The organism is Streptomyces sp. NPDC025793, assembly GCF_055558375.1.
The window spans coordinates 86315-107818 of the sequence record NZ_JBVHMR010000025.1 but is presented as its reverse complement, the minus strand read 5'-3'; the positions used below and the strand labels follow the sequence as shown (position 1 = coordinate 107818).

At 73.6% G+C, this 21504-nt stretch carries 20 protein-coding genes and 1 pseudogene; 10 read left to right on the top strand and 11 right to left on the bottom strand.

Features of this window, described 5'->3' with window-relative positions; genetic code table 11:
- The first annotated feature begins 41 nt into the window (after nucleotides 1-41).
- Complete coding sequence (locus tag ACZ4MF_RS34550; RefSeq protein ID WP_467496356.1) at nucleotides 42-845, top strand: serine hydrolase; 804 nt, start codon at nucleotides 42-44, stop codon at nucleotides 843-845.
- A gap of 4 nt (nucleotides 846-849) precedes the next feature.
- Here the strand turns inward: ACZ4MF_RS34550 and ACZ4MF_RS34545 are convergent, their stop codons facing one another.
- Nucleotides 850-2430: a nitrilase-related carbon-nitrogen hydrolase gene (locus ACZ4MF_RS34545; RefSeq protein ID WP_467496354.1), complete on the bottom strand. Its 1581-nt coding sequence runs from the start codon at nucleotides 2428-2430 to the stop codon at nucleotides 850-852.
- Between the two features lie 137 nt (nucleotides 2431-2567).
- Here ACZ4MF_RS34545 and ACZ4MF_RS34540 point away from each other — a divergent pair, with 137 nt between their 5' ends.
- Both ACZ4MF_RS34540 and ACZ4MF_RS34535 read left to right on the top strand, forming a co-directional pair.
- Complete coding sequence (locus tag ACZ4MF_RS34540) at nucleotides 2568-3809, top strand: sensor histidine kinase (protein ID WP_467496352.1); 1242 nt, start codon at nucleotides 2568-2570, stop codon at nucleotides 3807-3809.
- Nucleotides 3806-4477 (top strand): response regulator, encoded by a 672-nt coding sequence (locus ACZ4MF_RS34535; protein WP_467496350.1) that lies wholly within the window; start codon nucleotides 3806-3808, stop codon nucleotides 4475-4477. The genes ACZ4MF_RS34540 and ACZ4MF_RS34535 overlap by 4 nt, the downstream gene beginning before the upstream one ends.
- Nucleotides 4478-4598: 121 nt before the next feature.
- Here ACZ4MF_RS34535 and ACZ4MF_RS34530 read toward each other — a convergent pair whose 3' ends face one another.
- Nucleotides 4599-6404 carry an alkaline phosphatase family protein gene (locus tag ACZ4MF_RS34530; protein ID WP_467496348.1) on the bottom strand — a complete coding sequence of 602 codons (1806 nt, stop codon included), beginning with the start codon at nucleotides 6402-6404 and terminating at the stop codon, nucleotides 4599-4601.
- Between the two features lie 364 nt (nucleotides 6405-6768).
- Between ACZ4MF_RS34530 and ACZ4MF_RS34525 the strand changes: the two genes are divergently transcribed.
- Complete coding sequence (locus tag ACZ4MF_RS34525) at nucleotides 6769-7857, top strand: aromatic acid exporter family protein (protein WP_467496346.1); 1089 nt, start codon at nucleotides 6769-6771, stop codon at nucleotides 7855-7857.
- Entirely contained in the window at nucleotides 7854-9068 is a 1215-nt protein-coding gene (locus ACZ4MF_RS34520) for a PP2C family protein-serine/threonine phosphatase (RefSeq protein WP_467496344.1), read from the top strand. The genes ACZ4MF_RS34525 and ACZ4MF_RS34520 overlap by 4 nt, the downstream gene beginning before the upstream one ends.
- A 9-nt stretch (nucleotides 9069-9077) precedes the next feature.
- Here the strand turns inward: ACZ4MF_RS34520 and ACZ4MF_RS34515 are convergent, their stop codons facing one another.
- Nucleotides 9078-9428: a DoxX family protein gene (locus ACZ4MF_RS34515; RefSeq protein WP_467496342.1), complete on the bottom strand. Its 351-nt coding sequence runs from the start codon at nucleotides 9426-9428 to the stop codon at nucleotides 9078-9080.
- Between the two features lie 78 nt (nucleotides 9429-9506).
- On the opposite strand from ACZ4MF_RS34515, the gene ACZ4MF_RS34510 reads away from it, so the two are divergent.
- Nucleotides 9507-10403: a LysR family transcriptional regulator gene (locus ACZ4MF_RS34510; protein ID WP_467496340.1), complete on the top strand. Its 897-nt coding sequence runs from the start codon at nucleotides 9507-9509 to the stop codon at nucleotides 10401-10403.
- Between the two features lie 19 nt (nucleotides 10404-10422).
- On the opposite strand, the gene ACZ4MF_RS34505 is transcribed toward ACZ4MF_RS34510, so the two are convergent.
- The 3 genes and pseudogenes from ACZ4MF_RS34505 to ACZ4MF_RS34495 all read right to left on the bottom strand — a co-directional run bounded on the left by ACZ4MF_RS34505 (nucleotide 10423) and on the right by ACZ4MF_RS34495 (nucleotide 12353).
- Nucleotides 10423-10632, bottom strand: a complete 210-nt coding sequence (locus tag ACZ4MF_RS34505) for an antitoxin (protein WP_467496338.1) — start codon at nucleotides 10630-10632, stop codon at nucleotides 10423-10425.
- 360 nt (nucleotides 10633-10992) lie between these two features.
- Nucleotides 10993-11685, bottom strand: a pseudogene (locus ACZ4MF_RS34500) (polysaccharide deacetylase family protein); the annotation flags it as partial.
- Nucleotides 11682-12353, bottom strand: a complete 672-nt coding sequence (locus tag ACZ4MF_RS34495) for a glycoside hydrolase family 11 protein (protein ID WP_467496336.1) — start codon at nucleotides 12351-12353, stop codon at nucleotides 11682-11684. The pseudogene ACZ4MF_RS34500 and the gene ACZ4MF_RS34495, both read right to left, overlap by 4 nt.
- A gap of 183 nt (nucleotides 12354-12536) precedes the next feature.
- Here ACZ4MF_RS34495 and ACZ4MF_RS34490 point away from each other — a divergent pair, with 183 nt between their 5' ends.
- Together ACZ4MF_RS34490 and ACZ4MF_RS34485 are read left to right on the top strand one after the other, a co-directional pair.
- Entirely contained in the window at nucleotides 12537-12857 is a 321-nt protein-coding gene (locus ACZ4MF_RS34490) for a hypothetical protein (protein WP_467496334.1), read from the top strand.
- 103 nt (nucleotides 12858-12960) lie between these two features.
- On the top strand, nucleotides 12961-14154 hold the full coding sequence (locus ACZ4MF_RS34485; protein ID WP_467496332.1) for an AI-2E family transporter: 1194 nt from the start codon (nucleotides 12961-12963) through the stop codon (nucleotides 14152-14154).
- Nucleotides 14155-14477: 323 nt separating this feature from the next.
- On the opposite strand, the gene ACZ4MF_RS34480 is transcribed toward ACZ4MF_RS34485, so the two are convergent.
- Entirely contained in the window at nucleotides 14478-15035 is a 558-nt protein-coding gene (locus ACZ4MF_RS34480; RefSeq protein WP_467496330.1) for a TetR/AcrR family transcriptional regulator, read from the bottom strand.
- Between the two features lie 105 nt (nucleotides 15036-15140).
- On the opposite strand from ACZ4MF_RS34480, the gene ACZ4MF_RS34475 reads away from it, so the two are divergent.
- The gene (locus tag ACZ4MF_RS34475; RefSeq protein ID WP_467496328.1) at nucleotides 15141-16301 is read left to right on the top strand and encodes an FAD-dependent monooxygenase; all 1161 of its coding nucleotides are present in this window, start codon (nucleotides 15141-15143) and stop codon (nucleotides 16299-16301) included.
- A 160-nt stretch (nucleotides 16302-16461) separates the two neighbouring features.
- Here the strand turns inward: ACZ4MF_RS34475 and ACZ4MF_RS34470 are convergent, their stop codons facing one another.
- The 3 genes from ACZ4MF_RS34470 to ACZ4MF_RS34460 form a co-directional block, all read right to left on the bottom strand.
- A complete protein-coding gene (locus tag ACZ4MF_RS34470; RefSeq protein WP_467496326.1) occupies nucleotides 16462-17388 on the bottom strand; it encodes a hypothetical protein in 927 nt (308 codons plus the stop codon).
- Nucleotides 17389-17545: 157 nt separating this feature from the next.
- Nucleotides 17546-18724 (bottom strand): DUF2306 domain-containing protein, encoded by a 1179-nt coding sequence (locus tag ACZ4MF_RS34465; RefSeq protein ID WP_467496324.1) that lies wholly within the window; start codon nucleotides 18722-18724, stop codon nucleotides 17546-17548.
- Nucleotides 18725-18820: 96 nt separating this feature from the next.
- Entirely contained in the window at nucleotides 18821-19351 is a 531-nt protein-coding gene (locus ACZ4MF_RS34460; RefSeq protein ID WP_467496322.1) for a PadR family transcriptional regulator, read from the bottom strand.
- A 624-nt stretch (nucleotides 19352-19975) separates the two neighbouring features.
- Here ACZ4MF_RS34460 and ACZ4MF_RS34455 point away from each other — a divergent pair.
- A complete protein-coding gene (locus tag ACZ4MF_RS34455; protein ID WP_467496320.1) occupies nucleotides 19976-20311 on the top strand; it encodes a hypothetical protein in 336 nt (111 codons plus the stop codon).
- A gap of 131 nt (nucleotides 20312-20442) precedes the next feature.
- Here ACZ4MF_RS34455 and ACZ4MF_RS34450 read toward each other — a convergent pair whose 3' ends face one another.
- A complete protein-coding gene (locus ACZ4MF_RS34450) occupies nucleotides 20443-21306 on the bottom strand; it encodes a lysozyme (protein ID WP_467496318.1) in 864 nt (287 codons plus the stop codon).
- Nucleotides 21307-21504: the final 198 nt, after the last annotated feature.

Genomic DNA, 21504 nt, shown 5'->3' with positions numbered 1-21504 from the left:
TGTCATGTCGTCCGGTGCCCGCTCCGGACACGTTCCGGGCGATGCCGTCCCTCACCCTCCGCGCCCGGACCGGTCTCGTGCCGGCCGCGGCCGCGGCCCTCTTGACCACCGCTGCGCTGCATCCGGCCCCGGCGTCGGCCGCCTCCTCGCCCGCCGGCGCGCCGGCCCACGCCACCGCCGCCGTGCTCGACCTGGACGGCGCCGGCCGCGCGCCGGTCGTGCACGGCGAGGACGCCGCGTACGACACCGCCGGCATCGTCGAGGTCGACATCCTCGCGGCCCTGCTGCTCCAGGCACAGGACGCGGGCCGGGAACTCACCGCGCAGGAGCGCGCGCACGCCGAGCCGATGATCAAGCAGAGCGACAACGCCGCGGCCTACGCCCTGTGGCGGCGGATCGGGCAGGCCGACGGGCTGACGGCGGCCAACAAGCGGCTGGGACTGACCTCGACGACCAGCGGCCCCGGCGGCAAGTGGGGGCTGACCCGGACCACCGCGAGCGACCAGATACGGCTGCTGCGCGCCGTGTTCGACGGCGATGCGGACGACACGGCGGTGAAGACCGGCGCCACCGCGCTGAACGCCGGGTCCCGGGCCTACATCAACACCCTGATGAGCCAGGTGGTGCCCGAGCAGAGATGGGGCGTCTCGGCCGTCGGCTCCCGGCACGCGCTGAAGAACGGCTGGCTCCAGCGCACCACGTCCGGCCTCTGGGACGTCGACAGCGTCGGGCAGGTCACCGTGAACGGACACCGGTACCTCGTCGTGGTCCTGTCGAACGGCAGCGCCTCCATGGCCGAGGGCGTCTCCCTGGTGGAGCGGACGGCCCGCGGGGCGGTCGCGTAACGGCTCAGCGGACGCCGGGCGCCGGGCGCCGGGGCCGGACGACGGCGGTCGCCGTGAGCGCCGCGAGCGTGGCCAGGCAGAGCCAGGCGAAGGTGTCCCCGATGCGGTCGTAGACCGTGGTGACGCCGCGCACCGGGACGTAGGCGACCGTCGTCTGCCGGTCTTGCCGGTCGGTCGCGAAGTAGTCGGAGGCGGCGAGCACGTGCCCCTCGTCGTCGTAGGCGGCCGACACGCCCTCGGCGTCCTGGCGGACCAGGGCGTAGCCGCCCTCGACGGCGCTCACAGCCGCCTTCTCGGTGTGCGCGCGGCCGTACTCCCTCCAGTCGTGCGAGGGGACGAGCATGATGTCGGCCCGCACCCGCATCAGGGCCGGGAAGTCGGCGTCGTAGCAGATGACGTTCGCGATGCGGCCGTAGGGCGTGCGGACGACGGGGACGTGCCCGTCGCCGGGCTCGAACGTCTCCGAGCCGGGGATGGGGTGGGCCTTCTGGTAGGTCCAGAGCACCGTGCCGCGGGGATCGATGAGGAGCGCCTCGTCACGGCCGTGGGCGGGCGCGGTGGTGCTGTAGACGCGGACGCCGATCTCCAGGTAGACGCCCGAGCGGCGGGCCTGTTGCCGCGCTGCGGCGATGGCGGCGGTCTCGTCGGCCTCCCGGGTCCGGACGGCTTCCTCGGGCCAGATCACGATCTTCGCGCCTGCGGCGGCCTCCCGGCGGGTGGCCGCCAGCAGGTCGTGCTCGACCGCCGTCATCGCGGGCCGCACCGCGGCGGCCGGGGCGGCCGCGACGCCACCCGGGCGGTCGGCGAACCGGGCGAGCGTGGTCTTGAGCGCGTCGGTGACCGTACGGCCGGCAGTGACACCCGCGATGCGTACGGTCGTGCTCTGGGGCGGGAAGAAGGCGAGCCGCGCGCCGCCCGCGAGCAGGACGCTCAGCAGCACGGCCGTACAGCTGAGGGCGCCGCGCCAGGACGCGCCGTCCCAGAGGCGGTTGAGGGTGCTCGCGACGTAGCCGACGAGGAATCCGACGCCCCAGGGGCCGGTGACCGCGACGACCTGGAGGAGCGGCAGGTCCGCGTGCTGGGTGACGGCCAGCGAGCCGTACGCGGTGCCGAACGGGGACACCACGGTGATCAGGAACTCGGCGGCGGCGACACCGGCCGGGAAGACCAGACTCGCCGGCACCGGACGCAGCCGGGGTGTCAGCAGCCGGTCGGCGAGGAACGGCAGGGTCTGGAGGGCGGCCAGGGCCACGGCGCCGGCGAACACCACGGCGTTGAAGCCGATCGCCGACTCCTGGACCCAGAAGACGGCGGCCGCGCAGTGCGCCGCCCAGATCCACAGCGCTCCCGGCCAGGTGCGGCTCAGCCGGGTGAAGCGCAGCAGCAGGACGGGGAAGACCCAGGCGGCGACCGCGATGTCCCATCGGCCGCCGACCGCGAAGAGCATCGCGGCGGTGCCGAGCGGGAGCAGGGGCCAGGTGTGCCCGCGGGAAGGGGTCGGGCGTGCGGTCGCCGAGAGGGGCAGGTTCTGTACGGCTGTGTCCGTCATGCTGCCCGCCGGGTCGTTCGTCAGGTCGTTCGTCATGGCCGGGACGCTAGGGCGGGACGGCCCGGCCGCGGATCGGTCCCGGTGTCGATCCCGCGGCCTGCCGACACATCTTTCGATGCGCGCCCGAGGGAGGATCCGGGCCGCCCCCGGGTCGTCTAGCCTGACGGATCGAGATGAGTGCCCAGGTGAACGCCCTACCCCGAGCCGTGCAACGCCAGCTCGCCGCCCGACCGCGGCTGACGGACGCCGTGTGGGTCGGGGGGCTCACGCTGTTCGACATGGCCACGGTGCTGCACAGGTCGCCCGAGCCGCCCGGCTGGGGTGTGGCGCTGTGGGGCGCGCAGACCGTGCCGCTGCTGTGGCGGCGGACGGCGCCGCGTGCCGTGCTCGTCGCGATGACCGGGCTGTACGTCCTGTTCCAGGCGCTCGGCCCCGTCCCGTCGAAGGTGCCGGGGCCCTTCCTGCTGATGCTCGGCGTCTACGCCGTGGCCCGGTACGCGCGCGCTTCGGTGAGCGGGCCGCTCGCGCTGCTCAGCCTCCTCTCCGCGGCCCTCACGGACGCCCTGTCCGGGCACTGGGAGCCGCCGCGGCTCGGCTCGCTGGAGCCGATCAGTGTCACGACGTTCGTGTTCTTCTTCGCGCTGGCCTGGCTGCTGGGCCACGGACGGCGCCGGATCGACGCGGACGCGGCCCGGCTGCGCGAGCTGAACCGAAGGCTCGCGGCCGAACAGGAGCTCAACGCCCGGCAGGCCGTGCTCACCGAGCGCGCCCGCATCGCCCGCGATCTCCACGACGTCGTCGCCCATCACGTCAGCGCCATCGCCCTCCAGGCACGGGCCGCCGAGGACGTGCTCACCTCCGGTCCGCTCCAGCGGGAGGAGGCCGCGCACGGCGTCGGGGTCATCGCGCGCACCGCCGACACGGCGCTCACCGAGATGCGGCGGCTGCTCGGGCTGCTGTCCTTCGGCGAGGGCGCACACGAACTCGCGCCCGAACCGTCCCTGGACGGTCTCGACCGGCTCGTCGGCGTCGCGGCCTCGGCGGGCTGCCGCGTCGCCTGCGACGTCGAGGTGAGCGCGGCGCCGCCCGCCGGGATGCAGGTCTCGGCCTACCGGATCGTCCAGGAGGCGCTGACCAACGCGGTCAAGCACGCCGGCCCGGTCGCCGTGCGGATCGCCGTGCGCGGTGACGACACGCGGCTCACGGTCGAGGTCGAGAACGATCCGTCGGGCCCGGACCACCGGCCGGTGCCCGGCACCGGGCGCGGCCTCGTCGGGATGCGGGAGCGCGTGGCGGCCTTCGACGGCGAGCTGGACGCGGGCCCGCGCCCCGGCGGCGGCTGGCGGCTGCGCGCCGTCCTGTGCGCGCGGGCGCCCCGGGCGGCGCAGCCCTCCGCCTCGCGGGAGCGCCGATGACCGTACGGGTGCTCGTCGTGGACGACCAGGAGATCGTGCGGACCGCGCTGCGGCTCGTCATCGACCGGCGCGAGGGGCTGTCGGTCGTCGGGGAGGCGGGCGACGGCGAGCAGGCCGTCGCCCAGGCCGTGGCCCTGCGCCCGGACGTGGTGCTGATGGACGTACGGATGCCGGGCACGACCGGTGTCGAGGCGACCGGGCGGATCGTGCGGGAGTGGCCGGGTCCGGGGCCGGTACCGCGTGTGCTGGTGCTGACCACGTTCGACCTGGACGAGTACGTGCACGCGGCCCTGCGTGCCGGGGCCGTCGGCTTCCTGCTGAAGAACAGCCGGCCCGAGCAGCTCGCGGAGGCGCTGCGCGCGGCGGCCGCGGGCGAGCCGATCCTCGCCCCCACCGTCGCCCGGCGCCTGATCGACACCGTCACGGCGCTGCCGCCCGCGCTCCTGCCGACGGCGCCCGCGCCCGGCCCTGCGGACGTCATGCTGACCGAGCGCGAGGTCCAGGTCCTGGTGCTGGTCGCGCGCGGTCTGTCCAACGCCCGGATCGCGGCGGACCTGGGCCTGAGCGAGGCGACGGTGAAGAGCCGGGTCAACCGCATCCTGACCCGGCTGGGCCTGGAGAACCGGGTCCAGGCGGCCCTGTACGCCCACCGGGCCGGTCTCGCCTGACCCCCACCACGGCCGGGCCGACCCGCGTGGCCGTCCTCCCCGGGCCGGTGACGCGAGGGGCGCGCACCGCGCACCGGACGGGCCGGGGGGTGCGGTGCGCGCCCGGTACGGCGCGGCCGGGTCAGCCGACGGTCACGGTGAGCGGTCCGGCGAGGACCGTGTAGCCGTCGTCGGCGAGGTAGTACACGTCGTATGTCCCCGCGTCGCCGAACGAGCCGGTGGAGAAGGTCAGGGCCCCACTGGCGTTCGGGGCGTAGGCCCAGGTGCGGGACGACTGCGTGCCCGGGGTGACGCCCGCCGGGTAGACGCCGATCCAGTTCTTGGCGTTCGCCTGGGCCGCCGACGGCACCGCGTAGCGGAAGGTGACGTTGCCGCCGGACGTGACCGCGTTCAGGCCGGCGGTGAGCGTCGGCGTGGTCGCGGTGGACGGGGCGAACGCGGCGTTGAGCGGGGTGGCGTAGGTGTCGTTGGCGGTCAGGCCGGGCAGGCCGAGGGCGGCCTCGACGGTGCGGGCGATGCCGTAGTGGTCGTAGTGGGCCGGGCTGCTGGTGCCGGCCGGGACCGTGCCCTGGGAGCCGACGAGGGTGGTGGCCACATGGTCGTAGCCCTCGTTCTGGCTCTCGTCCCAGGTCAGGATGAGCAGCGAGCGGTCCTGGGTCCAGGCCGGGGAGGCGAGGACCGGGGCGAGGGTCTGCTTCAGCCAGCCGTCCTGGGTCTTCAGGCTGGTGGCGCTGCCGTTGCCGGAGGCCTCGCCGTCGTAGTAGTCGTCGGCGGCGATCCAGGAGAGGTTCGGCGTGGTGGCGGCGGACTTCAGGTCGGTGGTCAGCTGCGTGGTGTCGAACAGGTGGGCCGCGCAGCGCGACGCGTTGCCGCTGATGTCGGTGTAGTTGATGAAGGGCGCGTCGTCGGGCTGGTAGTAACTGTCGTTGTTGTTCTTGGTGTTGCAGGGCGTGCCCATGCCCTGCTCGTAGGCCTTCCAGGTCTTGCCGGCCGCCTCGACGGTGTCGCCGAGGTTGCGCTCGGGGGAGTTGATGTTCGGGAAGTACGTGGCGCCCCGGGCGTAGGTGTCGCCGCCGGCGACGGCGAGGTAGTTCTCGTCGCTCGGGTGGTAGACGGCGTGGTGGTCGGTGAGCGTGGCGCCCTGGGCCATGAGGCTGTGCATGTACGGCGTGTCCGCGGGGTCGTTCATGACCTCGGAGTAGTCGGTGTTCTCCATCATGACCGTGAACACGTGGTCGTAGCCCGGGACCTTGGAGACGGGCGGCGCGAGCGGGGCGGGCGCTGTGACCGGGGTGTCCAGGGTGAGGGAGAGGTCGTCGAGGTAGCCGGTCTCGTGGGATGTCGACAGGAACTGCACCTCCACCTGCACGGACCGGGTGCCGGCGGGGACCGCGCCCGTGGTGCTGCGGGCGAGGAACTCGGTGGCGAGGCCGCGGTCGGAGGCGGAGACCGTCGGCAGCTTGGCGGGGGTGCCGAGGGGGTGGCCGGCGCCGTCGTGGAAGTGCAGGCTCACCGCGACGTACCCGCCGTAGGTGGTCCAGCCGCCGAGCCAGCCGGACAGGCCGTAGTGCACTGTGCCCGCGTCGATGGCCGAGGCGGCCGAGCGGACGTCCACGGTCTGGGTCATCGCTCCGTCGCCGAGGTTGCCCGGGCCGAAGAAGGCCTTGCCGGGTGCCTGGCCGTCGCCGGGCAGGCCGAAGGAGGCGACGCTGTGGCACATGACGTCCGGGCCGCCGGCCTCGGTGGTCCAGCCGGGCACCGTCGTGGCGGCCGACCAGTCACCGGTGCAGTAACCACCGCTCTCCGCATCGCCGTTGACGATGAGATTGCCGCTGTTCCCGGCCGCCTGCGCGGGTGCGTGGGCGGAGACGATCAGTGCGCCGAGGAGGGCGAGCAGCCCGCCGAGGGATCTCCAGCGCAGTCGCATGCGTAGTACCTCGTCCCGTTCGTGAGATCGCCGTGCACGGCTGGGGCCGCACGGCCTGACTGTGCGCATCGAACGGGACATGAGTAGTGGCCGCCGCTGTCGAGTGGAAGAACCACGACCAAACTTGACCAGACAAGTTTGAGGCGACCGGGCGGGATTCCCGGGTCACGGACGGGCCACCGCAGGGAATCCGCGCGGGCCGTGTCGACCACGAACACCGGCCATTTGGTTGAGGCTTGAATCAGAGCCCCTACATAATCCTTATTTGCGGTATGCCCCATTCATCCGCTTATCCTGGGCGGCCCGGCAGGCCTCCGGCAGAGCCCCCTGCCACCACCCGAGACCAGAAGGAGATGGACCCGCCATGCATCGCGCGCAGCTGTCCGCCCTCCTCTCCCGGATCCGCCGGGCCGGTGCCGCCGAGGCCGCGCGGGCGACCGTTGCGGCCGGGCTGACCTGGCAGACCTGCGTGACGCTGCTGCACGTCTCCGCCCCCTACGCGGGCGCCGTGGCGGCCCTGCTCGTGGTCGAGACGACAGTGGTGGCGACGGTCGGCGCCGCCGGGCGCTACGCCGCCGGATGCCTGCTCGGCGTCCTCGTGGCGGTACCCGGAGGGCTGTACGCCGGGCCCGGCATGGCCGGACTGGCACTCGTCGTCCTCGCCTCCGCGCTCCTGGCCCGGCACGGGTTCCTCGGCCACCACGGCGTGCACGTCCCGACGACCGCCGTGCTCACGTTCGCCCTGGTGCACGGCCGTCACCCCGGCGAGCTGGTCACCCATCTCGCGGAGATCGCGCTCGGCATCGCCTTCGGCCTGGGATGCAGCGCGCTGCTCTTCCCCGCCGTACGCGTACGGTCCGCCGAGCGGGCGCTGGAGGACCTGCGGCTGCTGGTCGCCCGGCACCTCGACGGCCTGGCCGACGCGGTCGTACGGCGCCAACGGCCGCGGACCGTGCTCGGGCCGTCCTGGGAGGACGACCTCGACACGGCACTCGGCCGGGCCCGCACCGCCGTGGACGAAGCGCACGAGAGCATGCGCTGGAACCTCCGGCCGACCGCTCGGCGCCGCCGCTGGCACCTGGACGACCAGGTGCTGGGCACGCTCGCCGGCGTCGCCGGGCAGGTGACGACGACGGGCCGGCTCCTCGACACGGAGTCCGCCGCGGCCGACGACCGCGGCTTCTCGCGGCCGTACGCGCGCCTGCTGCGGACAACCGCCCTGTGCGCCTACTCCTGCCGGGGCGGCCGGCCGCACCCCGCACTGCCCGCCGCCCGGCACGCCCTCGCCCGACTCGGCGGCCCCGCCCGCGACCACCCGCCCGCGGCGGGCACGGACCAGCGCCTCCTGCGGCCCCTGGAGTCGGCCCTGACCTCCCTGTCCGCACCGGCGCCCGCCCCCGCCGCCCGGTCCTCCCGGATCCTCCACCCGCTACGGCACACACCACGACGATGACCCATCCCACCGACCACACCACCGATCACCCCGCCGACCTGCGGGAAACCGCCACCGGAGCCGGTGTGCAGCGCCCGCCCCGGGCCGCCGCCGCGCCCTGGCCCCGCCGGTTCCGCCCGCGCGGGCTCCTCGTCCTCGTTCCCGCGCTGCTCATGGCGGTCGTCACCGTCATCGATGTGCTCACCCCGGACTGGCTGCACATCGCGCCCGTCCTTGCGGCGGTCCCCGTGCTGGCGGCCGTGCTGCTCTCCCGGCGGGCCACGGCGGTGCTCGCGTGCGCCGTGCTCGTGATCACGGTGCTCCTCCAGTGGGAGGCGGGCAGCCTCGGACATCCGGACGCGGACGTCACCCTCGCCAGTCTGTTCGTCGTCGGACTCAGCGCGCTGGCCGCGTGCTCGCTGCGGCAGCGCCGGGAGCGACAGTTGCGCCAGGTGCGCTCCGTCGCCGAGACCGCGCAGCGCGCCCTGATGCATCCGCTCCCCCGCCGGATCGACTCGCTCGCCCTGTCCGGGGTGTATCTGCCGGCCGAGTCGGAGGCCCGGATCGGCGGCGACTTCTACGAGGCCCTGCGCACCCCGTACGGCACCCGGGTCCTGATCGGCGACGTGCGGGGCAAGGGGCTGCCGGCCGTCGGCGCCACCTCGACCCTGCTCAGCGCGTTCCGCGAACTGGCCTACCGCGAGCCGTCGTTGACGCGGGCGGCAGAGCAACTGGACGCCCGGGCCCGCCGCCACATCGCCGCGCTGGACGGCGCACCGGACCCGGAGCCGTCCGCCGGCCACGAGCCGGGCGCCCTGTTCACCGAGCGGTTCGCGACGGCGCTGCTGGTGGAGTTCCCGCCCGGCGAGGCCGTGGCCCGCATCGTGCACTGCGGCCACCCCGAGCCCTACGTCGTCCGCGGGGGCGAGGTGCGCCCCTGCGAGCCCGAACAGCCCGGAGCGCCGCTCGGGCTCGGCGATCTGCTGGACACCCGACTCGCCGCGCAGGACGTTCCGTTCGGCCCGGGCGACCGTCTCGTCCTGTACACCGACGGCTTCATCGAGGGCCGCGACCGCCGGGGCCGCTTCCACGACCTGGCCGCCCGGGTGCGCGCGCACGCGGGCCGGCCGCTGGAGGCGATGGTGGCCGCCCTCCGCCGTGACCTGCTGCACCACGTCGCAGGCGACCTCGGCGACGACGCGGCCCTGGTGGCCCTGGAGCGCCTGCCGTGACCGCGCCGGTCAGCGGCCCGCCGACACCGCCAGGGCGCCTGCGGCCAGGGCGAGGAACAACCCCGGGAAGGCGATGGTGCGAAACACCCGCGCCCTGACATGGGCGATCACCGCCCCGACGTAGAAGAGCACGAGACCGGCACCGGCCGCGATCCCCAGGGGGCGCGCCCCCAGCAGCCCGAGGAGCAGCCCGGCCGCTCCGGCGGCCTTCAGCGCGGCGAGCGCGGGCAGCCAGCTGCGCGGTACGCCGACCTCGGCCGAGTTGGCGAGCACGAACGGCGCCCGCGCGACGTCGGCCGCGGCGATGCCCGCGTTGGCCAGCACGGCCGCGCAGAGGAGAGTCACATCGGCGATGTCCATGGCTCCACCCTCGCCGCGCGGTCACCGTGTCGTCCAATACCAGCATCTATAACGCATGGGAATGGATAACCTGTGGGAATGGATGTCGACACGCGCCTGCTGCGCTCGTTCCTGGCGGTCGCCGAGGAAGGCAGCCTCACGCGCGCCGCCGAGCGCGTGTTCGTGTCCCAGCCGGCGCTGACCAAGCAGATCCGGCAGTTGGAGAACCAGCTCGGGATGCGGCTCTTCGACCGCTCGCACGCCGGGATGGCACTGACCGACGCGGGGCGTGAACTCGTCGGTCGTACCCCGCAGTTGCTCACCGACTGGGACGACGCCGTGCGGGCCACGCGGGCGACCGGCCGACGGTCCGCGCGGGTGCTGCGGGTGGGGTTCGTGGCCAGCGCGGCCAATGAGGCGACGCAGGACGTCGTCGCCGAGTTCGCCCGGCGGCGGCCCGGCTGGCGGGCCGAGCTGCGGCAGGCGTCCTGGAGGAACCCGAGCGCGGGGCTGGCCGACGGCGAGGTGGACGCCGCGCTGCTCCGGCTGCCGTTCCCGGGCCAGGACGCGCTGCGCGTGGAGGTGCTCTTCCGTGAGGCGCGCTGGGTGGTGCTGCCGGGCGGGCATCCGCTCGCGGGGCGCACCGAGATCGACTTCCGGGAGCTGTGGGACGAGCCGTTCGTCGCCGCTCCGGAGCAGACCGGGGCGTGGCGCGACCACTGGCTGGCCGCCGACGAGCGCAAGGGCCGGCCGGTCCTGATCGGCGCGGTCACCGAGCAGCCCGACGACTGGCTGAGCGCCGTCGCGAGCGGCTACGGCATCGCCCTCGCGCCCGAGTCGGCCGCCCGCTTCTACGCCCGCCCCGGTGTGGTCTACCGGCCGGTCACGGGGGTGAGTCCGACGCGGGTGGCTGTGGCCTGGGCACCGGCCGACGACCGGAATCCGGTCGTACGGGACTTCGTGCGCTGCTGTCTCGACCTCGCGCGCACCTCATGACCGCTGCGGCGAGCGGGGCTCAGTGCTTCCTGCCGTTCTCGCCCAGCTTCTCCACGAGGCCCTGCGCCTTGTCGACGGCCGTGTCGATCTTGTCGCTGTGCTTGCCCTCGGTGCGGTCGTCGAGGAAGTCACCGACCTTCTCCAGACCATCGGCGATCTTGTCGCCGTGCTCCTCGGCGATGTCCTCGACCTTGTCCTTGAGCTTCTTCAGGTCGTCGAAGTCGAACATGTGCCGTTCCCCTCTCTCGGGATGTCCCGGCCGCCCGGTCAGACCGGGACCACGATCCCACGCGACCGGGGCCGGGAAAGGCGGCCGCGGACGGCGTTCGAGGCATCGGGGGCGGCGCGCCGGAAGCAACCGCGCGGCCGGACACGACGTCGCAAGCAACCGGGCGGCCGGGGCACGACGTCGGGACGACTCGGCGCCGCGCCGGAGGCGTCACTCCAGCCGACGGGAACGCACGAGCCCCGTCGGCACGGTGCGGGCCGCCATGCCGACGGGGACGCGGGCCGGTCGGGTCCGCCGGAGCGAGGGTCCCGGCCCGAGGGGGACCCGGGCCGGTCCGGTCCGTGCGGACGGGGGGTGTCAGCCCGTGGGTGCGACGGCGCGACCCGTCTGCGGGGAGATCATGCCCGCGCACAGGCCACGGCTCGCCAGGGTCTGCGCGATACGCGGGATCGCGGCGAGCGTGGTGGCCGGCCACTCGTGCATGAGGATCACCTGGCCGTTGGTCAGCCGCGAGACGGCCTGGACGACGGCGTCGGTACTCGCGCCGTTCCAGTCCTGCGAGTCGACGTCCCAGATCACCTGTCTCAGGCCGTACTTGGCCGCCACCGCCTGCACCGTGCCGTCGGTCTCGCCGTACGGCGGGCGAAAGAGCTTCGGCGTACCGCCGCCGGCCGCCGCGATCGCCCGCTGGGTGCGGGAGATCTCGGAGTCGGTCTGCGCCTGGCTCAGCCGGGTCAGATGCGGATGGGTGTAGCTGTGGTCGCCGATCCACATCCCGGCGGCCGCCTCGGCCCGGACCTGCGCGGGGTAGGCGGCCGCGTACTGCCCCTCGTTGAACATCGTGGCCCGCAGGCCGTACTGCCTGAGGGCCGCCAGCAGCGCCGGGGTGTGTGCGTCGGACGGGCCGTCGTCGAAGGTGAGTCCGGCATACCCGGAGCAGGCGGCCGCGCGCGACGGGGCGGCGGCTGCGACGGTGGGCGTACCGGCGGCCAGCGCGGCGACGGCGGCGGTCGCCGTCAGCGGACGTAACGCGTGTCGGCGCGCGGCCCTCACGACGACACCGTGATGCTGGAGTTGCCGCTGCTCTGGTAGCCCTCGGTCGCGAGGATCATGTAGTACTTGAAGCTGCCGAGGGTCATCCCGGCGCGGGCCCAGGCGTCGAAGTGGTTGCCGGTGGAGATGGTGCCGCCGGTGCGCTTCGACTGCCGCACACTCCAGTACTGGTTGAAGGTCTTGGTGCCCTCGACGGACGGGGCGTTGTACCGCGTCGTCTGGTAGATGTCATACGTGCCCCCGTCACTGGTGACACTGCCCTTGTACGTCCCCGTGGGCCGGTAGGTGCCCCAGTTGTCGACGATGTAGTACTCGACGAGCGGGTTCGACGTCCAGCCGTAGAGCGACAGGTAGCCGTTGCCGGACGGGTTGAAGCTGCCGGAGTAGGACACGTTCCTGCGCGCGCCGGTGCTCCAGCCCTTGCCGGCCACGAAGTTGCCGGTGTTGCTCCAGTTGGTGCTGTAGGTGCCGCCGGAGCCCAGGGTCATCGAGACCGTGCCCTGCGCGTCGGTCCAGAACGAGTAGTAGAAGCCGTTGTCGGTGCCGGTCTGGTTCGTGGTGATGACCGTGGCGGCACGGGCGGTGCCGGGCAGGGCCAGTCCGGCCGCGGTGCCGAGCAGCAGCGCGCAGGCGGTCCTGCGGCTCGTCGCATGGTCGAGCGGGTTCATGCCGTACTTCCTCCATCTGGGACGGTGGGCTGTGACGTGATGGGGAGTGTTGGCCTGGCCATGTCACCTGTCAACACTTTCGGCACCAATTTCGAAACATTCGTCTGAATGCATCACCTGGCACGGACCCATAGATACCCAAAGCAGCCATCATGGGGCTTCGAATGTTTCGATGGCGGCACGGTGGCTCACCGGCTGCGCAACCCGTCGTACCGGGGCGTCACGCGCACCTTCGCCTTCGACTGGTCACATCCTGGCCGCCGCCCGGCGTTTCCGGGCGCTCAGGATCCTGCGCGAGGACACGGCGGCCGGGCGGAGGTCGCCGCCAACTGGCGCTGCCTCGGCGCCCGTTGCCTCCTGCTGTGCTGCATCGACCGCGCCCTGGGCGCGCCGGGGCCGCGCAGCTGCACCCAGATGGCCCGGCCGGCGTACCACCGCACGGTCTGCGAGGTCGTCTCGCCGGACGACGGGCCCGCGCCGCCCGCTCACCCGGCCCGCTCCTGAGCACGCGCGGGCGCGTTGCGCGAGCCGCTTCCCCACCCGGAGCATACGGTTTCCCTCAATGTGACCGACCGTCAGCACAGGTGACGGAGAGGAGCCGTGAGCGGTGGAGGGCGATGCGGGCCGACGGGCGGCACAGCCGGGCGGACGGCGGCGGCGGCGGGCGGGCGGTGTGCCGGGCAGCCGGCCCGGGTACACGGTGCGACTGCCGGCCTCCGCGCGCTCCCGGCCGGAGCCGGTGGCCGAGCGGACGGTGCCGTGGCTGCGGGTCGCGGCGGCCTACGCCTGGCGGCTCATTCTGGTCGCCATCGTCGTCTACGGCGTCTTCAGCGTCCTCGGCAGCTTCGAGCTCATCGCGGTGGCCCTCTTCCTCGCGCTGATCGTGACCTCGGTGCTGCGCCCGCTGACCGATCTGCTCGACCGGGTGCTGCCGCGTCCGCTGGCCGTCGCCGTCGCGCTGGTGGGCAGCACACTGGCCCTGCTGACGCTGCTGGCCCTGGTGGGCAACGCGGTGGCGGGCGAGTCGGGGCGGCTGGCGGGCGAGTTCCGGGGTGGTGTGCACCGGATCGAGCAGTGGTTGCGGCGGCCGCCGTTCCGGCTGAGTCCCGGCCGGCTGTCCGAGTTGCAGAGCCAGGTGACGCACTACCTCTCCACCCACCGCTCGACCCTGTTCAGCAACGCCGTCAGCGGGCTGAGCCGGGCGGTGGAGGTGGTCACCGGGGGCGCGCTCGCGCTGTTCGCCTCGGTGTTCTTCATCCATTCCGGCGAGCGCCTGTGGGGCTGGATGCGGGACGACCTGCTGCCGAGCGCCGCCCGACCCGCCTGGGACCGGGCGGGTCGGGCGGCCTGGCGGGCCTTCGCCGGGTACACGCGCGGCATCATCATCGTCGCCGCCACCAACGCCGTTCTCGTCGGGATCGCGCTGCTCGTCCTGCGGGTGCCGCTGGCGCTGCCCCTCACCCTGCTGGAGTTCTTCGCCGCGTTCGTGCCGCTGGTGGGCTCGCCGGTGGCGCTGGCCGTCGCCACGGTCGTCGCGCTGGCCGGGCGCGGACCGCTGACGGCCGCGGCCGTCCTGGCGCTGATCGTGGTGATCGGCCAGCTGGAGGGGCATGTGCTGCATCCGCTGGTGATGAGCTGGGCGGTCCGGCTGCATCCGCTGGTCGTCGCCGTGTCGGTCATCGCGGGGAGCATCGTCGCGGGGGTGATCGGCGCGGTCGTGGCCGTCCCGCTGGTCTCGGTCGTCTGGGCGGTCCTGCGGGCGCTGCGCGCGGTGCCGCCGCCCGGTCCGACTCGTCTGTGAGGCACGGGAGGTACCGGTGACCGAACAAGGGATCAGTTGTTCGCTTGAACAGGTGATCGTCGCTCAGGAGACCGCCGGGGCGGGAGTGACACCAACCATACTTACGGTGTGCGAACGACGGGCTGCAGACCGTGGTCGACGCACAGGTCCCACTTTCGGAAACACCGCAAGGAGCAGCACGACCATGAACCTTCTCACCGACATCCTCGCCGGACTCGCCCACTTCGTCGGGTGGCTCGTCTGACGCCACGAGGCGTGTGAAGAAGCGCGGCGCCGTCTCCTCGTCCCAAGGAGGCGGCGCCGCCGTCGTGTTGTCGCCCGGCTCAGCGCAGAGCCGCAGCCACAAGCCCGCGGATCTCCTCCGCGTGGACACTGCCGCCGTTCACCAGCCGGTCGAAGACCAGCCCGTCCACGCAGGTCAGCAGCGTGACCGTACGTTCCTCGGCGTCGGCCACCCCGTGCGCGGCGAGGAAGTCGCACACCGTCCGGCGTCCGCGGTTCTCGCGCGGCACCAGGATCTCGCGCAGCTCAGGGTGGTGCACGCTCTCGACGGCGCACGCGTAGCGCGCGAGCGAGCGCCTGCGCCCCTCCCCCGCGAGCCGCGCACCGGCCAACGCGGCGATGCCGTCGGCCAGTTGGGCCGCGGTGCGCAGCACCGGCACCCCGGCGCCCGCCTCCTCCAGCTCGGCCTGGTCGAGCGCGACGAGCCGCCGCACCAGCGCCGTGAGCAGGGCCTGGCGGGTGCGGAAATAGGCGGACGTGGTGCCTGGCGGAAGGTCCGCCGCCCGGTCCACGGCGCGGTGCGTCAGCCCCCGCATACCGGTGTCGGCGAGCACCGCTATGGCCGTGTCGGCGAGGAGGGTACGTCGGTCTGTGCTCACCCCCTCTTTCTACACCCCCGCTTCTACACCTGTAGTGGGCAGCCTGTAGCGTCTTCTACACCTGTAGAAGACGCAGGCGGCACGCGAGGTCGAAAGGGGTCCGGCATGGGCGGTACGGCGGTGGTGGTCGGGGGCGGCATCGGCGGGCTGGCCGCAGCCATCGGGTTGCACCGGATCGGCTGGGACGTCCGGGTGGCGGAGCGGTCCGCCACTCTGGCCGACGCGGGCGCGGGCATCTCACTGCACGCCAACGGACTGCGCGCGCTGGACGCCCTCGGTGTCGGTACGGCGGTGCGCGCGGCGGCCCGCCCGCAGTACATCGGGGGCACCCGCACCCCCGACGGCCGCTGGCTGGCGCGGATGGACGGCGCCGCGCTCGAACGCGCCCTCGGCACCCCGATCATGGGCATCCGGCGCGCCGACCTGCACAGGCTGCTGCGCGCGGCGCTGCCCGCCCCGTCCCTGCGCACCGGCGTCACCGTGTCCGCGCCGGACCGCGCGGCCCCCGACCGGGTGGCCGTGCCGGTCGCGGACGAGATGTGGGAAGCGGACCTGGCCGTCGCGGCCGACGGGGTGGGCAGCCGGCTGCGCGCGCTGCTGTTCCCGGAGCATCCCGGCCCGGTCTACGCCGGTTCGACGGTCCTGCGGGCCATCACCGACCAACCCCTCGATCTCACCACGGACTTCGAGCTGACATGGGGCGAGGGAGCCGAGTTCGGGCACATCGGCCTCGCCGACGGCCGGGCCGAGTGGCACGCGGTGCTCACCGCGCCGCCGGGCGGCCGCCACACCGATCCGCTCGGCATGCTGCGCCGCCGGTTCGGCGGCTGGCACGATCCGATCCCGGCACTGCTGGCCGCGACCCGGCCGCGGGCCGTGCTCCACCACGACATCCATGAACTGGTCACGCCCTTGCGGTCGTTCGTCGCCGGCCGGGTGGTGCTGCTCGGAGACGCGGCACACGCCATGACGCCGAACCTGGGCCAGGGTGCGTGCCAGGCCCTGGAGGACGCCGCGACGCTGGCCGCCGCGCTCGCCACACAGACCTCGGTCCCCTCGGCACTGGCCCGCTACGACGCCGAGCGCCGTCCCCGCTCCCAGGCGGTCGCCCGCGCCGCCCGGCAGGCGGGCCGCGTGGGACAGCGCCTCGCCCACCCGCTCGCCGTCGGTCTGCGCAACACCGCGCTCCGGCTCGCCCCGTCCGGGGCGACGATGCGCGCGATCCTGCGGCACGCCGACTGGACGCCGCCGCGGCTGGAGCGCTGAGGCCGCCGCCGGGGAACGCGATCCGGCCGGTCGGCGGTGGTGCCGGCGCACACCCGGTGGAGGTCCGCGATGACGGCCGGATCCACCGCGGCGGGGCCCCGGCGGCTGGAGGATCTCGATCCGCTCCGCACGTCGGGCGTACGGCCGGGTCCGCGTACGGTCAGCCGGTACCGCCCGGCACCTCACGCGCCCCGGCACCGCCCTTGAGCAGGAGCCGCCCGCTCGCCCCGGCCAGCAGCAGCCCGGCCACCATGACGATCAGGCTCAGTCCGGGCCCGGAGGCCCAGTCGACGTGGGCGGCGCGCACGGCCAGGACGACCGCCATGGCGAGTGCGGTTCCGGGCAGGGAGAGCAGGGCGGGGCGGGTGCGGTCGAGGTCGTCCTCGGCGAGGGAGCCGAGGACGCCCAGGCCGAGGGCGAGGGCCCAGACACCGAGGGCCTGCGCGTCGACGTGGTTGGTCTGCCAGGGCACGAAGTCGGCCCAGAATCCGGGCCGTACGAGCAGTCCGGTGCCGATGCCGAGCCAGGAGGAGCCGAGCACGGCGAGGGCCGGTTTGGCCCAGCCCGGCAGCGGCACGGTGCGCGGGGCGGCCGGTCCGGACCGGGTGAAGGCCTGTCCGGCCAGGCAGATCACCGCCGCCACGCAGAGCAGGCCGAGGGTGAGCAGCCAGCCGAGACTGAAGAACACGGAGATGATCGGGCCGCCGTGGGCGATGTACAGCCGGCGCACGTTGACCAGGCTGACCGCGAACAGACCGGCCGGCACGACGACCAGCGGCAGCACGAGGGTGCGCGCCTGCTGCCAGGTCGTCGCGCGGGCGAGCGTGAACAGCGCGGGCGCGGTGCCCAGCATCGCGGCACCGAGCAGTCCGGGGCTGAGCGGATCCGGCGACGGCCAGGCTCCGAGGACACGTCCGGTGAGGGCGACGACGGTGAGTACTCCCCCGACGAGCAGGTTGATCACCGCGACCGCGGTGGCCAGCAGCGCCACCCCGGCCGACAGTGGCCGGCCGGGCACGGCGGCCGGGCGGGCGGACGGGGGCGCGGGGGTCGCCGTCGGTGCGGCGAGGTCGGTCGGTTCGGCCATGACGGATTCCGTTTCCGAGAGGATTCCGGGTGACTGCCAGGGTGTTTTCCGGGGTGATGTCCGGGTGTTCTCCGGGAAGTTGGCGCTCGGGTCGGAGGGCGGGCGGACGGCGGCCGTGCGCGTGCGCGCCGGCCGGTTCCGGGCGGCTGACTCGGCTTCACGGCACGGCGGTCGGCGTCCGGGACACGGGCGGCGCCGCGGGCAGGGCGCGGCGGCGGACCTCACGTGCGTACAGCAGCCGCAGGCTCACCACGGCGGTGGCGCCGAAGGCCGTGAGTCCGCAGCCGATGGCGACACCCGCGGTGAGCGCGGTGAACCGACCCAGTCCCAGGCTGTGCTGGAAGAGCGCGACCGCTCCGGCGGAGAGCGCGGGGGCCAGGCAGAGGCCGGTGAACTGGATCCGCCACTCCTCGCGGGCCCAGTCCCGGCCCGCGCGGGCGGCACGCCGGGCGCCTGCGGCCATCACGGTGTAGGCCACGGCGTAGGGCAGCAGGTAGGCGGCCAGCAGCCGGTTTCCGGGCGTTCCGTAGGCCGTGAGGGCGTGCGCGAGCCAGAGCAGAGCGGCCGCTCCGGCCAGGTGGGCCGCGGCGGTGACGGGAAGCGGGGCCCAGGAGCGGCCGAGACCCTCGACGGTGTCCCGGTGGTCGCGGGCGCGGGCGGCGAGCAGCGCGCCGAACACGACGAGGGAGCCGAGGTGCATGATCGCCACCCGGTTGATTTCCGTCATCGGCAGTCCGGGCAGCAGCGCCGGCAGGGCGCCCCACTCCAGCCGCAGCAGGGGCGCGGTCAGCAGGTATCCGTAAGCCAGCAGCATCCAGCGCTGGTGCAGGTCGGGCAGGCGGCCGACGGCGGCGAGGATGCCGAAGGCGACGCTCAGGACGGTGCCGACGAGGATCGTGGCGAGGACGATCCAGAAGGCCGTACCGCTGAAGGCGTCCCGGGGCGGGGTGCGGGCGAGGTAGAGGCCGGCGCCCGCCATGGAGGCGCAGACCGTGACGGCGAACAGCACGCCCAGCGCACGGTGCAGGCGTACGCGGCGGCGGGCGGCGGTCAGCAGCTGCGCCGGGCCGAGGAGCATGAGCAGTCCGCCGAGGACGGAGTGCACGATCATCGGGACGAGGCTGTGCCGGTAGGGGGCGACCCGGGTCGCGAACGCGTCGGCGACGTACCGGGGCGAGACCGTGTGGGCCAGCAGCCACGCGCCCGGGGCCGGGGCGCCGGTGCGGGCGTAGGACCACAGTTCGGTCATCGCGAGGGGCGCGTACCAGAGGGATACGGCCGTCACGGCCACCGCGGCGACGCGGCGCCAGGTGCTGCTGCTCGTCCACGAACGCACGGCGCCCCCTGTTCCTCGCGGCCGTGACAGTCTCTTCTGGACCGTCTCTTCTGGACTATCGCGCGTTACCGACGGTAGGGCCGTGTGCCCGCAAGGTCAACGGTCCGGTGCACGCTCGTCGCGGCTTTGCACCCACTCCCAGAACTCGCTCATCATCCGCTCGTACCGGATGCCGAACTCCAGCGCTTCCCGCTGGCCTGAGGTGAGCAACTCGCCCACGCTGTCGGCGAGTTCCTCGTACTCCCCCAAGGTCTTCTCGTGCTCGGCGCGTTGGGTGGGGGCGATCAGCTCCGGCCGGGCCCCGAACCAGAGTTTGAGGATGCCGCGCTCGCGCGCCTCGACCGGCACGAAGCCGGGGTCGTCGAGCCAGTCGCGCAGGACGCGGCGACCGCGGTCGGTGAGGGCCAGCACCCGGCGGCCCCGCCCGCTCTCCTGGCGGACCTGGGACAGCAGTCCGGCGGCGAGCAGCCGGTCGCACTGCGCGTACACCTGCGCGTGCGGTACCGACCAGAACGGGGCGACGGTACGGCCCGCCTCCATCTTCACGTCGTAGGCGCTGGCTTCGCCGAGTTTGTCGATGACGCCGAGGACCAGGAAGGAGGAGGTGGTCAGCCGCAGGTCAGCCATGGGCCGACCGTACCGCGCCTCGCTCGTCCGCTCGTACCGACGCCCCCGGAGGCAGGCCATGACCGACGCGCGGTGGCGTCGGATGCCGAACCGATGGTTCACGGCCAAGCGCGTGACGGCACTTCGGACGCGTACTTCAGCGTCACCAAGTACAGCAAGGACGAAGTCGCCGCCGCGCACCGGGAGTTCGGTGCCTCTATGACCACCCTCGTGGCCGGCGAGCGAGGAGGCCGTGGCGGCGGGTGCGGTGACCGAGGGCGAGGAAGATCTGGCGGTCGTCTTCGGGCGCCGGCTGCCGACCGGCGTCACGCTGGACACCGCCAAGACCGGCGAGGCGGACGCGTTGTGGGGCTGTCTGGCCGCCGCGGGCGCGGTCGGCGCGGTCGCCCTCCTGGCCGCGCTGATCGCCGTGGTCGTCTTCGCCGGTGCGCAGGCCCAGTCCCGCGAAGACGCCTCGGTCCGGGATCGTGGGCAGAACTGCGCGGCGATGCCCTCGACTCCGGGCTGCCCGCGCCGAGTTGGGCATGGATCCGGGAATTCGCTCATCCGGATGAGGAGCGCATATCGGGCAGCGCGAGGGGCAGTGACGATCATGTTGTCAGTACCCCCGAAAGGACCGCGTACATGCGCCTTCGTACCGCCCTGGCCTGCGCCGTCGGCTCCCTGGCCCTGATCGTGACCCTGCCGACGTCGGCCTTCGCGGCGACCGGATCCTTCCCGTACTCGTACACCGGCCTCGACGGCGCTCGGCACGTCGAGACCTTGACCGATCCGCCGAGCGGGGAGTGCCTCGACCTCCCCGGGACGGCCGGGGAGCCCGGCTACGCGCCGAAGAACCGGACGGACGCCACCGCCGTGGTCTTCCTCGACCAGCACTGCGAAGGCGACACCTACTACGTCATGAACCCCGGCAAGGTCCTGGGTGACCGCTTCAAGCTCCGCTCGGTCATCTTCTCCTGATCATCCTGATTCGCCGATCCGCCCGATCCGCCTGATCGCGGGTCAGCGGACGTGCCGTGGCGGGGATGGGTCCGTCCCGTCTCCGCCACGGCAACCGCAGAGGAACGCGGTCAGTTCGGCGCGACGTACGCTCAGCCCGTCGCGAGGACCTTCACCCGGGCGGTGGAGCCGTTGAACCGGTCACGGTCCCCGACGGTCTTCCCGGTCGAGGTGTACTGCCACATCGTGTGTGTCTTCCAGCCCGCCGGCAGCGTCCCGGCGGACGAGGCGTAACGGGCGATCCACAGCGGGTTGTTCGCCGCGAAGCCGCCGTAGTTCCCGGTGCACTCGGTCCACCAGTTGGTCGCCGTGTAGATGACGGCGTAACGACCCGTGCGGGACTTGTACCGGTTCAGGAAGTCGCGGATCCAACTGACCATCGCGCTCTTGGACTTGCCGTAGCAGTCGTCGCCGTACGGGTTCCACTCGATGTCGAGCGCGCCGGGCAGTGTCTTGCCGTCCCTGGACCAGCCGCCGCCGTGGCCGACGAAGTAGTCGGCCTGAGCGGCGCCGCCGGAGGAGTCCGGGGTCGCGAAGTGGTAAGCGCCGCGGATCATGCCGGTGCTGTACGGGCCGTTGTACTGCTGGGTGAAGGAGGGGTTCCGGTAGCTCGTCCCCTCGGTGGCCTTGGTGTACGCCCATCTGACCCCGCCGCTCCACAGGGTGGACCAGGCCACGTTGCCCTGATAGCTGGAGACGTCCACCCCCTCGGTCTGGGTCGCGCGGGGCACGGACGACGAGTCGTCCGCGTTGCCGTCGCCTGCGTCGGGGGTGCTGCCGTCGTGGGCGAGGACGCCCATGCCCATGTACGCACTGCCGCGACGCGGTACGTCGGGGGCCGGCGCGGACAGCGCCGATGGGACGGACGCACACAGGAGAAGGCCGGTCAGGGCCCCTGCGAGGGCCGGACGGGTCAGGCTGCGCTGGAACAGGATGGAGGTTCGCACGTCTGTCATCTGACACGCAGTCGGGCGGCCCCGCACGCCGGAGGCCGCCCAACACGGCCAATCCGGGCCCTGCTTGGTCCATACGGGTGGCCCGACGGTCGTGGGGGGGGCGGGGGCGGGGGGGGGCCCGGGGGCCGGCCCGCCCCGCCCGCGCCCGGTCGCGCGGGGGCCGGGGTGGGGAGCCGTGCGCCGCCGGGGGGGCCGGGG